This window comes from Agrococcus sp. SGAir0287, from assembly GCF_005484985.1.
In the GTDB taxonomy this organism is placed as follows: domain Bacteria; phylum Actinomycetota; class Actinomycetes; order Actinomycetales; family Microbacteriaceae; genus Agrococcus.
Map to the genome: position 1 here is coordinate 689,444 of NZ_CP027942.1, position 12,442 is coordinate 701,885.

Consider the following 12,442-nt stretch of genomic DNA (forward strand, 5'->3'; position numbering starts at 1 on the left):
CCCGCCGCTCGCAGTCATCCGAGGGCCAATCGCGAGCGCGGCGGCTCCATGCCCGCGGCAGCGTGGTTCGCTCCGTTTCCGGAGCCACTGCCCGGCGTTTCTCAGCTAGGCATCAGCGTCCCAGCTCTTGCGCCACCTGCCGGGTTAGCCTGCAGCATGCCCAGAACGCCGGCCAGCATCGCCCTTGAGGTCAATCGATCGCAGAAGCGAGTGCGAGAGGTGGCGCGGGAGCTCTATGGCCGACTTTCGGAGGGTGTCTCGCGCTGGGAGTTCGACGATGCGCAGTCGGCGGAGCTCGTTGCCCGTTTCGGACCAGTACAGGGCCCGCGCGAGTGGGTCTTGCAGGTCGGCGATGCAGTGCGGCGCCGAGAGCTGCACTATGCGTACGGCGGTCAGCGCCAGGGCGGGATTTCGACGCCGCGCGGCATCAGGGACATTCTGATCTTCACTGACCCAGTGGCCGGCGCTCGCTACGGCTACGACAAGTTCGAGGGTCTGCGAGAGGACGGCTCGTACTCGTACACGGGCGAGGGGCAGTACGGCGACCAGCCGTTTGTGCGGGGCAACCTCGCGATCAGAGATTCGGCGCGCAACGGTCGCACGATCCGAATGTTTACGACTCGCGGGGTTACGGCCACGTACGTGGGCGCATTCACGACGGGGGATCCCACGTACCGGATCGAGGAGATCCCCGATTTGGACGGCCGGCCACGCGAGGGGATCATCTTCAATCTCGTGCCGCTCGACGCACGGTCGGAGCTTCTGCCGAGCTATGGGGGCGTTGCACCGGCAGAGGTCAGCGTCCTCGACTGGACACCGCCCGAAGCCTCCGACGTAGTGATCTCTCAGGACGAGCCTCAGCACTACGGCGAGCGTGTTGTTTCACGTGTCGAGTTTCAGCTCCAAGCCGACTTCGGTCGCTGGCTCACGAGGGCAGGAACCCTGCCGTCGCGATTGCGGCTACCCGTCGAGTCCGGCGTGATTGAGCCTGACCTGTACGTCGAGTCTCGGGGCTGGGTGGTCGAGGCCAAGAAGTCGACAGCTCGGGCGTACGTGCGCCAGGCGATAGGCCAAGTGCTCGATTACGTGCACAGTGCTCGGGCACTCGGGCTGGAAGCATCACCCGTGATCCTGCTTCCGTCACGCCCGTCCGCTGATCTCACCAGCCTCATTGCGAGCGTTGGAATCAAGCTGGCCTACCGCGACGCCGAGTCGTTTGAGGTTCGCGAACCTATGTAGGCAGGTCTCCGCGAACGATCGCGGCAACTGCCGGCAAGTCGGGGGCGGCCCAGTTGAGGGATCCAATCTCGGCCGCTGGGACCCAAACCAACGCATCGTGATCGGGACCGAGCGTCGGCTCGCCATCGAACTCGACCCGGTAGCAGGCGAGGTCGACGGCTAGCTCCCCGACGAGCGTTGTCGAGCGATCGAGGAGTACCCCGATGTCGGCGCCAACGATCGACAACTCCTCGCGGAGCTCCCGCACGAGCGCGCTTGCATCAGTCTCGCCTGGCTCGACTTTGCCGCCCGGGAACTCCCATAGTCCGCCTGACGCGCGGTTGAGCGAGCGGCGGCATGCCATGACCTTGCCCGCCCGGACCGCCACCGCGCCTACGACTCTCATTCGAACAACGTAGCGCCGCCCGCCGAACGACAGATCTGTGACACAGATCTGCTCGTGCGGCTGTCTGCAGATCTGACTTGCGCTCCAATCGCAGATCTGTCATAGTCGAGCTATCGATCCCCGAGAGCAAGGAGCACACAGTGGGAAACACGACTAGCGCCGAGGTCGGCGCACTCAAGATCAGCGGCTCGATCGCCGTCCAGCACGGCGTGCCGATGCTGCTCGGCTTCGCTTCGGCGGCGCCGCTCACGGCCTCTGCGGCCGTGGATGGCTACGACTCGAAGTCGGGAGAGGGATACCAGCGCGAGCCGCAGGCGTTCCGCATCCGCCAGGCCGCTGAGTACTACCGGGACCGCGGTGGGCGCATGCCGAATCCGCTCCTCCTCAACCTGCGAGAGGGAGATCTCGACAAGGTGACCTTCGCAATCGAGGACGAAGCCGCCTACAACAGGGCGGTCAAGTCCGGCGAGCACTGGATCGGAGTCGGGACGCTGGAGATCCCCGCGGACGGGCCCAGCCTCTACGTCTACGACGGGCAGCACCGCAGCGGCGCGATCGGCCAGCTGGTCGAGACGCACGCTGAGGACTTCGCAGAGTTCCCTGTCCCGATCTCCCTCACGATCGGTCTGGACAGTGTCCAGGAGATGAAGGAGTTCTACGAGGTCAACAACAACGCGAAGTCGGTCAAGGTCGACCTCGCGTGGGAACTGCTGCGGAAGATGGCCGATCAGGACTCCGAACTGGCTGAACTCCTCGAGGTCAAGAACCAGGACTGGAAGATCAAGGGTGCGGACGTCGCTGACGCCCTCGCCGCCTCCGGGGGCGCGTGGTCTGACAAGATCCAGCGCGCGAACGTGCGCAAGATGCCGGGAGACAACCTCACCCTCAACCTGTCGCAGTTCATCCGCTCGCTGCAGCCCGTGCTCGCCATGCCGATCCTCAAGAAGGCTGATGCCGATCAGATCGCTGTGATCCTCGATGCATACTGGGCGGGCATCAAGCAGGTCCTGCCCGAGCCGTTCGAGCAGCCGAAGGACTACGTCCTCCAGAAGGGTCCGGGCGCCATCGCGTTCCATCGGGTCCTGCCGCAGATCATCGAGGTCCTGCGAGCCCGTAGCAAGCGTCTCGGCGACGCCGAGGCCTACGCAGAGATCCTTCGCGAACTGCCCACGCTGACCGGCGAGGTCGTGGACGAGGACGGCGCACGCGACGTGACCGGGGCCGACTTCTGGCTGTCGGGTCCCCAGGGCGTCGCGTCCCAGTGGACTGGCGACGCCGGTCGCAAGCGTCTGGCAATCAGGATCCAGGCGCTCATCCCTCGCGCCACGGACGACCTGAACCTCTAGGCAGACACGACTGCAACGTCCACGAAGGCCGGCTCTCTGAGCCGGCCTTCGGCCGTCTCACCGAGCTCGCTGTAGCGTGCATCAATGCTCGCCCCTCCCGCCGTCGACTTCGCCGCGCAGGCGATCGACGAAGCGTTCCAGCGGCACTACGGCTACGAGCGCGAGGTCGAGATCCATCACGTGCTGACGGCGTGCGTCTGGGCAGCGGCGCTGGACGAGCGCATGCGCAAGATCAACCACGACGCCTACCTCGACGACATGGGGCTGTCCGATCTCCGCGTGCTCCTCGACGGTGCGTTCATCATCCGCAACGCCGTCATGCACGGCATGGTGCCGCTCGCGACGCCCGGCGGGCTGCAGTTCCCGATCGTCTTCCCGATCGACTGGGGAGAGCGGCGGTGGCTGCCATGGTCGGACGTGGACGCCTGGGGCGTGCTCCGCAGACAGTGGGAGCCGTACGTCGAGGGCTACGAGACCCGGCTAGCCGGGCAACTGATCGTGGACGTGCTGACGCCGCTGCAAACGTGGTCGAAAGCGTGCCAGAGCTTCCACCGGCTGCAGCAGTGAAAGCGTCGGCATCGCGAGCGCGGCGGCTCCACACTCGCCGCGGCGGGGTTTGCTTGCTTTCCGAAGCCACTGCGCGGCGTGTCTCGATCGGGATCGCCGGCTAGGGCTCGGTGGTTGGCTCCGCACGGCTGAGCGCAGCGCCGAGCGTGCCGCGGGTATCGTCGCCGAGCCCGCCGACGAACCGAGGCACGATGCTCGCGAGATCGGCGGGCGTGGGCACCGGCAGGCGGGTCGGGTACGTCTGCCAGTCATCTTCCGTCGCGTCGAGCGCGTCGCTGAGCGTCGGGAACTCGCCGGCCAGCCATGCCGCTTGCGCGCGCTCATGATGCGCCCGGGCCGCTTGCTCGACGGCATCGCTCTCGACCCATTCGACTAGCACGGAGCCCGCCAGATCGTCGAATGTGCGAGCCCTAACGCCCTTGCCGACGGGCTCCAGCTGGACTCGCAGGAGGGCTCCCAGCGCGGCATGCTGAGCCGTCGCGGGCAGCGCGTCCCAGCGTGCGGCGACGTCATCCGCGCCGAGCAGTCCGGAGAGCGGGGAGGGCTTGACGGCGCGGCCCCAGCGCTCCTCTAGGTCGGCGAGCCGAGCCCGCACGTCGTCCAAGCGGGGCCCGATCTCCTCGCGCGTCAACACTCCCTCGGCGAGCGCATCGACGAGTCGATCCCGGCGGCCCGTGAGGTCGACTCGCTCCCGGTCAAGGGCGTCGAGGTCGGTACCGTCGGCGGGCCTGACGAGTCCGTGCGCGTCGGGCTGAGACAGTCTCCAGATCGCAAGCGCCCGAGCGAACTCGTCGAGCAGCGGGCCCGATCGAGTCAGGTGCCCGGCGGGGCACCGGTACACGCGCTTCCGCTGCCGGTCGACGCCCGAGCGCACGGGTACCGAGCACGTGGAGCACGTCGCGAGTCCGGAGAGCGGCCAGCGGCGGGCGACGTTGCCGCCGTTGCGTGTACGCCGGGGATCGAGCAGCGCCGACCGCAGCGCCGTGACGGTCTCGACCGTCACGAGCGCATCCCAGAGCCCCGGCGTGCCGTCGGCAGGGTCGAATGTCTCCGCCCCGCGACGCTCACGGCCCGTCGAGGTCTCCAGCGTCAGGCGGTCCTCTCGGCGCGGCTGCAAGAGCCCGGCGTAGACGGGATTGACGAGCATGCGGCGGAGCGTCGCCGAGCGCCAGACGGCTCCCGAGCGAGTGTGGCGATCCTTCGCGTTCAGGGCTCGGCACATGGCGGCGAGGTTTGGCACGGGAGCCCCATCAACCGGGCCGCGCTCGACCTCCCACGCCGCGCGCAGAAACGCCCACCGCACGACCGCAGCCTCGGACGGAACCACCCGCCAGCGTCGGCCCTTCTTGCCTCGATCCTTCGCTGAGATCCACGCGTACCCATAGGGCGGCTCGCCCGGCGTCGGGTGCCCGGCCTTGTGACGCTCGCGAGCGAACGGCACTCGGCGCTCCTCCTTCTGTTCGATCTCATGCTCGGCCATGACGACCAACTGGCTCCACATCCAGCCACCGCCGGACGTACCCGAGTCGAGGCCCTTCCGAGTCGCGATGAGCCGCGCGCCCGTGTCGCGGAGGTCCACAAGGTCTCGGAGTCGCCGCATCAAGCGCGAGGGCTCCGTGCAGAGGACGGCGGACGCCTCGCCCGCCGCGAGCCCGGCCAGCATCTGAGCCCAACCGGTGCCGTCCCCACGGTCGCGGCTGGCGCTCACATCGTTGTCGGCGTACTCCGCGACGATCTCCCAACGGTTGCGTTTGGCGTACTTGCGAAGCGCCTTCCGCTGCTGCTTGATCCCCTCGTCACTCCCGACAGACTGGCGGGCGTATGCGAATGCGCGGCGCGGCCTAGGGCTCATGCACTAAGTGTGCCACCGTCACCCACCGTCGCGGCGGTCGGCTTCGCGGGATTGCTCGTCGTGATCCTGCGCAGCGAGGAGGTGCGCCAGATCCTCACGGACATGGTGCAGCGCGCGCTGACCGTGCAGCAGTGACGCGGCGCGCGGGCGGCGTGCGCGACGAGCGCGGCGCGGTCACCGCCGAGCTCGCTGTCGCGCTGCCCGCGGTCGTCGTCGTCGCGGCGCTCGCGATCGGCGGCGTCGGCGCGGCCGCGAGGCAGGTCGCGCTGCAGGACGCGGCGGCGGATGCGGCGCGCGCGGTCGCGCGCGGCGATGCACCCGAGCCCTTCGTCGGCGACGTCGCGCTCGAGGTCGCGGCGTCGGGCGAGGTCGTCTGCGTCACCCTGCGGGGCAGCGCGCTCGGCGGGGTCCTGCCGCTCGCCGCCTCGAGCTGCGCGGACGCGGGCGGCCGGTGACGCGGGCGGTCGGCGACCGGCGCGACAGGCTCGCCGACGAGCGTGGCGCGGGTGCCGTGCTGGCGCTCGCGATCGTCGCCGCCGCCGTCGTGGCGGCCGGGGCTGCGCTCGCGGCGTGCGCCCTCGTCGTGGCGTCGGCGCGGCTCGACGGCGCGGCCGACGCGGCGGCGCTCGCCGCGGCCGACGCCGCAGCCGGCTGGGTCGCTGCCGACCCGTGCGGTCGTGCCGCGCTCGTCGCCGAGGCGAACGGCGCCGTGCTCGCCGCGTGCGCGCTCGACGGGCTCACCGCGAGGGTCGTCGTCGCCGACGCGTCCGGCGCTCCGCTGCGCGCGACGGCCGTCGCGGGTCCGGCGCCCGGCGCGGATGCTGCCCCGTGACCGGGCGCCGCGCGTCGCACGCCAGCGGCGAACGCCGCCCGCCCGGTGCGGGAGCCCGTCCGACGGCGCATGTATGGTGAGGGCGCGTCAGCGGGAAGGACAAGAGCGTTGGCAGACGGCACGAAGCTCGTCATCGTCGAGAGCCCTGCGAAGGGCAAGACGATCGAGCGCTACCTCGGCGAGGGCTACAAGGTCATGGCCTCCGTCGGGCACATCCGCGACCTGGTGAGCCCTCGCGACCTCCCGGCGGACATGAAGAAGGGGCCGTTCGGCAAGTTCGCGGTCGACGTCGATGCTGGCTTCGAGCCCTACTACGTCGTCAACGACGACAAGCGCAAGACGGTCACCGAGCTGAAGCGCGCCCTCAAGGACGCCGACGAGCTCATCCTCGCGACGGATGAGGACCGCGAGGGCGAGGCCATCGCATGGCACCTCCTCGAGGTGCTGCAGCCCAAGGTGCCGGTGCAGCGCATGGTCTTCCACGAGATCACGAAGGAGGCCATCGAGCACGCCCGCGACAACACGCGCGAGCTCGACATGGACCTCGTCGACGCGCAGGAGACCCGCCGCATCCTCGACCGCCTCTACGGCTACGAGGTGAGCCCCGTGCTGTGGCGCAAGGTGCGGCAGGGGCTGTCGGCCGGCCGCGTGCAGTCGCCCACGGCGCGCCTGATCGTCGACCGCGAGCGCGAGCGCATGGCGTTCGTGCCCGCCGCCTACTGGAGCCTCGCCGCGACGTTCGACGCCGACGGCAAGCACTTCCCGGCGCGGCTCGTGCGCCTCGACGGGGCGCGCGTCGCCACCGGCTCCGACTTCGACGACCGCGGCCAGGTGAAGGGCGTGCGCACCGTGCTCGACGCGGAGGGCGCCGAGGCGCTCGCCACCGAGCTCGAGGCGTCGACCTTCGAGGTCGCGAGCGTCGAGTCGAAGCCCTACCGCCGCCGCCCGTCGGCGCCCTTCACGACGTCGACGCTGCAGCAGGAGGCCGGGCGCAAGCTGCGCTTCTCGGCGAAGCAGACGATGTCGGTCGCGCAGTCGCTCTACGAGAACGGCTACATCACCTACATGCGCACCGACTCGCCGTCGCTCTCGGCGCAGGCCATCTCGGCCGCGCGGGCGCAGGCCGTCTCGCTGTACGGCGACGGCGCCGTGCCCCAGGCCCCGCGGCTCTACTCGGGCAAGTCGAAGTCGGCGCAGGAGGCGCACGAGGCCATCCGGCCCGCCGGCGACGCCTTCCAGACGCCGAAGTCGCTCGCTGGCAGGCTCACCGACAACGAGCAGCGGCTCTACGACCTCATCTGGAAGCGCACCGTCGCGAGCCAGATGATCGATGCGACCGGGCAGACCGCGACCATCACGATCGCCTCGGGCAGGACGAGCCGCGGCGTCGCCGAGTTCACGGCATCCGGCACCGTCATCACCGAGCCGGGCTTCCTGCAGGCGTACGAGGAGGGCAAGGACGTCGATCGCTACGCCGACGACGCCGAGCAGGATGCGACGCTGCCCGACGTGCAGGCGAAGGACCGCCTGGGGCTGACGAGCCTCGAGCGCAAGGACCACGTCACGACGCCGCCGCCGCGCTACACGGAGGCGAGCCTCGTCAAGGCGCTCGAGGAGCTCGAGATCGGCCGCCCGTCGACGTACGCGTCGATCATCGACACGATCGTGCGGCGCGGGTTCGTGTCGGTGCGCGGCGGCGCGCTCGTGCCCGAGTGGATCGCGTTCGCGACGATGAACCTGCTCGAGGAGCACCTGGGCCAGTACGTGGACTACGACTTCACGGCCGAGATGCTCGCCGACCTCGATCGCATCGCCGATGGCGAGGCCGACCGTGTCGAGTGGCTCGAGCGCTTCTACCGCGGCCACGACGGCAAGCCGGGGCTGCGCGACGTCGTCGGCAACCTCGGCGAGATCGACGCGCGCGCCGTCAACTCCATCGACCTCGGCGAGGGCATCACGCTGCGCGTCGGCCAGTACGGGCCGTACCTCGAGCGCATCGACGAGCAGGGCACGATCCAGCGCGCCAACGTGCCGGATGAGCTCACGCCCGACGAGCTGACGCTCGCTCGCGCGAAGGAGCTGCTCGACGCGCCGCCCGTCGAGGAGCGCGTGCTCGGCGTGCACCCCGAGACCGGCAAGACGATCGTCGTGAAGGACGGTCGCTTCGGTCCCTACGTGCAGGAGCTCGAGCCGGAGCCCGAGACCCCGGCCGAGCCCGAGCTCACGAAGACCGGCAAGCCGAAGAAGGCGCCCAAGCCGCCGAAGCCGCGCACGGCATCCCTCTTCCAGAGCATGTCGCCGGAGACGATCGACCTCGACACGGCCGTGCAGCTGTTGTCGCTGCCGCGCACGATCGGCGTCGACCCCGCCGACGAGACCGAGACGCCCATCACGGTGCGCAACGGCCGCTACGGCCCCTTCATCACGAAGGGCACCGAGACGCGCTCGCTCGACAGCGAGGACGAGATCTTCACGATCACGCTCGAGCAGGCGATCGAGCGGCTCGCGCAGCCGAAGTACGGCGGCCGGCGGCAGTCGTCGGCGCTCGCCGAGTTCGACGCGGATCCGGTCAGCGGCAAGCCGATCAAGGTGAAGGACGGCCGCTTCGGCCCGTATGTGACGGACGGCGAGACGAACGCGACCATCCCGCGCGGCGAGGACGTCGCGGCGGTCACGTTCGAGCGTGCGGTCGAGCTGCTGCAGATCAAGCGCGAGAAGGGCCCTGCGAAGAAGCCGGCGCGCAAGGCGCCCGCGAAGCGCCGCACGCCCGCCAAGAAGCAGTAGTGGCGCGCGGGCTCTTCCTCACGCTCGAGGGCGGCGACGGCGCGGGCAAGTCGACGCAGTCGGCGCTGCTCGCGGCGTGGCTGCGGGATGCGGGTCGCACGGTCGTGACGACGCGCGAGCCCGGCGGCACCGACCTGGGCGTCGAGATCCGGCACCTCGTGCAGCATCGGCGCGGCCACGTCGCGCCGCGCGCGGAGGCGCTGCTGTACGCCGCCGACCGCGCGCATCACGTCGCGACGCTCGTGCGCCCGGCCCTCGAGCGCGGCGACGTGGTGCTGCAGGACCGCTACCTCGACTCGTCCGTCGCCTATCAGGGCGCGGGGCGCGTGCTCGGCGCCGACGAGGTGCGCGACCTGTCGCTGTGGGCCGTCGACGACCTGCTGCCGGACCTCACGATCCTGCTCGACCTCGACCCCGCCGAGGGTCGGCGTCGCATGGCCGCACGCGAGGATGCGCCGTACGACCGCCTCGAGGAGGCGCCGGACGACTTCCACGTGCGCGTGCGCGACCAGTACCTCGCGCTCGCGGCCGCCGAGCCCGAGCGCTTCCTCGTCGTCGACGCGGCCGGTGCGCCGGACGCGATCCACGCCGTCGTGCGCGAGCGCGTCGCGAGCCTGCTGGAGCGCTGAGATGGCGGCGGATCCCTGGGGCGAGATCATCGGTCAGGACGACGCCGTCGCGACGCTGCGCCGAGCCGCTGCGTCGCCGGGCACGTCGGCGATGACGCACGCATGGCTCATCACGGGGCCGCCCGGCTCGGGGCGCTCGAACCTCGCCTTCGCGTTCGCGACGGCGCTGCTGTCGCCGCCGGGCACGATCGACGAGCGCGTCGCCATCCAGGTGGCGGCGCGCACGCATCCCGACCTCGTGGTGCTCGCGACCGAGGGCGTCACGATCAAGATCGACGCCGCACGCGACGCCGTGCAGCGCGCGTCGCTGTCGCCCGCCTCGTCTCGTCATCGGGTCGTCGTGGTCGAGGACGCCGATCGCATGGTCGAGCGCACGTCGAACACGCTGCTGAAGGCCCTCGAGGAGCCACCGGAGGACACCGTCTGGATCCTCTGCGCGCCCGGCGAGTCCGACCTGCTGCCCACCATCCGCTCCCGCGTGCGCACCGTCGCGCTCGGCGTGCCCGACCCCGAGGCCGTCGCCCGTCTGCTCGTCGAGCGCGACGGCGTGGACCCCGGGCTCGCCGCGCAGGTCGCACGCGAGGCGCAGAGCCACATCGGCATGGCGCGCAGGCTCGCGACGAACGACGAGGCGCGCGCTCGCCGAGCGGAGACGCTCGACATCGCGCTGCGCGTGCAGACCGCTGGGCACGCCGTGCTCGCCGCCGCACGCTACGTCGAGATCGCCGGCGCCGACGCGGAGGCGCTCGGCGCCGATCAGGATGCCGCCGAGCGCGAGCAGGCGCTGCGGCAGATGGGCATCGCGCCGGGCGGCACCGTGCCGCCGCAGCTGCGCAGGCAGCTGCGGGAGCTGGAGACGGTGCAGAAGGAGCGCGCCAAGCGCGGGCTGCGCGACGGGGTCGACCGCATCCTCGTCGACCTGCTCTCGCTCTTCCGCGACATCCTCCTCACGCAGCTGGGCGTCGCGCACGAGCTCGTCAACGAGGCGCAGCGGCCCCGCATCGAGCAGGCCGCCGGCGGGCGACGGCCCGAGGACACGCTCGCCGTGCTCGACGCGATCCAGCTCGCGCGCGAGCGCGTCGAGGCGAACGTGCCGGCGCTCCTCGCGCTCGAGGCGCTGCTCGTCGTCGTCGCCGCGCCGGATCCGCGCTGAGCACCGCGAGCCTGTGCGTCCGGCCGTAGCATGAGCGCGGACGAAGGGACCATCATGGCATCGAGGCTCCGTCGCGGCACCTGCGTGATCGCGCTCGCGGCATCCGTCGCGGTCGCGCTCTCCGGATGCATCGTGCTGCCGCCGCCGATCGCGCCGGGCGCGTCCGGCGGGCCCGGTCCCTCGACCCCGCAGGCCGGTCAGCCGCTCGACTTCACGCCCACGGGCGAGGACGTGGAGGCGGCACTCGCGCCGTACTACACGCAGGACGTGGACTGGACGCTGTGCGCCGGCGGCATGACGTGCGGCACGATCGACGCCCCGATGGACTGGTTCACGCCCGAGGACGGCCGCTCGATCGAGGTGAGCCTCATCGTGCGACCCGCGGACGGCGAGGTCTGGGGCTCGATGCTCTACAACCCCGGCGGCCCCGGCGCATCCGGCCTCGACTACGTGGAGCAGTACGGGGAGTACCTCGTGGCCCCCTCGGTGCTCGAGCACTACAACCTCGTGGGCTTCGACCCTCGCGGCGTGAGCCGCTCGACGCCCATCACGTGCTACGACGACCCGCGCACGCTCTACGACTACCTGTGGGAGATCCCCGACGACCGCCCGGCGGATCCGCTCTCGGACGAGGCGCTGCAGCAGCAGCTCGACGACGCCGCCGCGTTCGGCGACGCCTGCCTGCAGTTCACGGGCGAGGCGCTGGAGTTCATGGGCACGGAGCAGGCCGCGAGCGACATGGACCTCATGCGCGCCCTGCTCGGCGAGGAGCAGCTGCAGTACCTGGGCGTCTCGTACGGCACGCTGCTCGGCGCGACGTACGCCGACCTCTTCCCCGAGCACGTGGGCCGGTTCGTGCTCGACGCGGCGGTCGCGCCCGACGCGACCGACGCGGACGGCACGCGCTTCCAGGCGGGCGGCTTCGAGCTCGCCCTGCGCAACTGGATGGCCGACTGCCTCGGCTCCGGCGACTGCCCCTTCACGGCTGGCGACGTCGACGGCGGCATGCAGCAGGTGGGCACGCTGCTGTCGGACCTCGACGCGTCGCCGCTCGACGCCTCCGACGGCCGCAGGCTCGGCTCGAGCGCGATGTTCACGGCGATCGCCGCGAACCTCTACGCCGAGCAGCAGTGGGGCACGCTGCGGACCGTGTTCGCCGACGTGCTCGCCGGCGACCCCGACTCGGCCTTCGCGCAGGCGGATCGCTACTACGGCGTGAACCCCGACGGCACCTTCGCCGACAACTCGTTCGAGGCGCTCATCGGCGTCAACTGCCTCGACGCGCCGGCCGTGACCGACTTCGACGAGGTGCGGGCGAACGCCGCCGAGATCCAGCAGGTGGCGCCGACGCTGTGGCGGCAGTTCTCGGGCATGTCGACGTGCGCCGCCTGGCCGTTCGCGGCGACGCGCGAGCCCCACGTCATCACGGCCCCCGGCGCCGAGCCCATCATCGTCATCGGCGGCCTCAACGACCCCGCGACGCCCTACGAGCAGTCCGTCTCGCTCGCCGACCAGCTGGAGAGCGGCGTGCTCATCACGGTCGACGCCGAGGGGCACTCGCAGTACAACCAGGGCGACGCGTGCGTCGACGACCCCGTGAACGAGTACTTCCTCACGGGCACGGCACCGACGGCCGACCTGGACTGCTGAGCCCG

11 protein-coding genes and 1 pseudogene are annotated in these 12,442 nt (G+C 70.8%); 10 read left to right on the forward strand and 2 right to left on the reverse strand.

The genetic code is table 11. From position 1 onward, the window contains the following. Positions 1–156 precede the first annotated feature (156 nt). Positions 157–1,239 carry a hypothetical protein gene (locus C1N71_RS03195; RefSeq protein WP_137755092.1) on the forward strand — a complete coding sequence of 361 codons (1,083 nt, stop codon included), beginning with the start codon at positions 157–159 and terminating at the stop codon, positions 1,237–1,239. On the opposite strand, the gene C1N71_RS03200 is transcribed toward C1N71_RS03195, so the two are convergent. Next, entirely contained in the window at positions 1,232–1,624 is a 393-nt protein-coding gene (locus C1N71_RS03200; RefSeq protein ID WP_137755093.1) for a (deoxy)nucleoside triphosphate pyrophosphohydrolase, read from the reverse strand. The genes C1N71_RS03195 and C1N71_RS03200 overlap by 8 nt on opposite strands. Positions 1,625–1,764: 140 nt before the next feature. On the opposite strand from C1N71_RS03200, the gene C1N71_RS03205 reads away from it, so the two are divergent. Beyond that, positions 1,765–2,970 (forward strand): DGQHR domain-containing protein, encoded by a 1,206-nt coding sequence (locus C1N71_RS03205; RefSeq protein WP_137755094.1) that lies wholly within the window; start codon positions 1,765–1,767, stop codon positions 2,968–2,970. 84 nt (positions 2,971–3,054) lie between these two features. Beyond that, positions 3,055–3,537: a hypothetical protein gene (locus tag C1N71_RS03210; RefSeq protein ID WP_137755095.1), complete on the forward strand. Its 483-nt coding sequence runs from the start codon at positions 3,055–3,057 to the stop codon at positions 3,535–3,537. A 100-nt stretch (positions 3,538–3,637) separates the two neighbouring features. Here the strand turns inward: C1N71_RS03210 and C1N71_RS03215 are convergent, their stop codons facing one another. Then, on the reverse strand, positions 3,638–5,389 hold the full coding sequence (locus C1N71_RS03215; protein ID WP_137755096.1) for a recombinase family protein: 1,752 nt from the start codon (positions 5,387–5,389) through the stop codon (positions 3,638–3,640). Positions 5,390–5,413: 24 nt separating this feature from the next. On the opposite strand from C1N71_RS03215, the pseudogene C1N71_RS15245 reads away from it, so the two are divergent. The 7 genes and pseudogenes from C1N71_RS15245 to C1N71_RS03250 all read left to right on the forward strand — a co-directional run. Beyond that, positions 5,414–5,524, forward strand: a pseudogene (locus C1N71_RS15245) (DUF4244 domain-containing protein); the annotation flags it as partial. Continuing rightward, positions 5,521–5,844 carry a TadE family type IV pilus minor pilin gene (locus C1N71_RS03225; RefSeq protein ID WP_137755097.1) on the forward strand — a complete coding sequence of 108 codons (324 nt, stop codon included), beginning with the start codon at positions 5,521–5,523 and terminating at the stop codon, positions 5,842–5,844. The pseudogene C1N71_RS15245 and the gene C1N71_RS03225, both read left to right, overlap by 4 nt. Beyond that, positions 5,841–6,221 (forward strand): helicase, encoded by a 381-nt coding sequence (locus tag C1N71_RS03230; protein ID WP_137755098.1) that lies wholly within the window; start codon positions 5,841–5,843, stop codon positions 6,219–6,221. Before C1N71_RS03225 ends, C1N71_RS03230 begins: the two co-directional genes overlap by 4 nt. A gap of 69 nt (positions 6,222–6,290) precedes the next feature. After that, on the forward strand, positions 6,291–9,005 hold the full coding sequence (gene topA, locus C1N71_RS03235) for a type I DNA topoisomerase (RefSeq protein WP_175414076.1): 2,715 nt from the start codon (positions 6,291–6,293) through the stop codon (positions 9,003–9,005). Then, positions 9,005–9,634, forward strand: coding sequence for a dTMP kinase (gene tmk, locus C1N71_RS03240; protein ID WP_137755100.1), 630 nt, complete (start codon positions 9,005–9,007; stop codon positions 9,632–9,634). Before topA ends, tmk begins: the two co-directional genes overlap by 1 nt. A 1-nt stretch (position 9,635) precedes the next feature. After that, positions 9,636–10,787, forward strand: coding sequence for a DNA polymerase III subunit delta' (locus C1N71_RS03245; protein WP_137755101.1), 1,152 nt, complete (start codon positions 9,636–9,638; stop codon positions 10,785–10,787). Between the two features lie 54 nt (positions 10,788–10,841). After that, positions 10,842–12,437: an alpha/beta hydrolase gene (locus C1N71_RS03250; protein ID WP_137755102.1), complete on the forward strand. Its 1,596-nt coding sequence runs from the start codon at positions 10,842–10,844 to the stop codon at positions 12,435–12,437. The last annotated feature ends 5 nt before the right edge of the window (positions 12,438–12,442 follow it).

Excerpts from the sequence above, each read along its gene's own strand:
- C1N71_RS03195 (WP_137755092.1), top strand. The coding sequence starts at position 157 with ATGCCCAGAACGCCGGCCAGCATCGCCCTTGAGGTCAATCGATCGCAG.
- C1N71_RS03210 (WP_137755095.1), top strand. The coding sequence starts at position 3,055 with ATGCTCGCCCCTCCCGCCGTCGACTTCGCCGCGCAGGCGATCGACGAA.
- C1N71_RS03200 (WP_137755093.1), bottom strand. The coding sequence starts at position 1,624 with ATGAGAGTCGTAGGCGCGGTGGCGGTCCGGGCGGGCAAGGTCATGGCA.
- C1N71_RS03245 (WP_137755101.1), top strand. The coding sequence starts at position 9,636 with ATGGCGGCGGATCCCTGGGGCGAGATCATCGGTCAGGACGACGCCGTC.
- topA (WP_175414076.1), top strand. The coding sequence starts at position 6,291 with ATGTATGGTGAGGGCGCGTCAGCGGGAAGGACAAGAGCGTTGGCAGAC.
- C1N71_RS03215 (WP_137755096.1), bottom strand. The coding sequence starts at position 5,389 with ATGAGCCCTAGGCCGCGCCGCGCATTCGCATACGCCCGCCAGTCTGTC.
- C1N71_RS03250 (WP_137755102.1), top strand. The coding sequence starts at position 10,842 with ATGGCATCGAGGCTCCGTCGCGGCACCTGCGTGATCGCGCTCGCGGCA.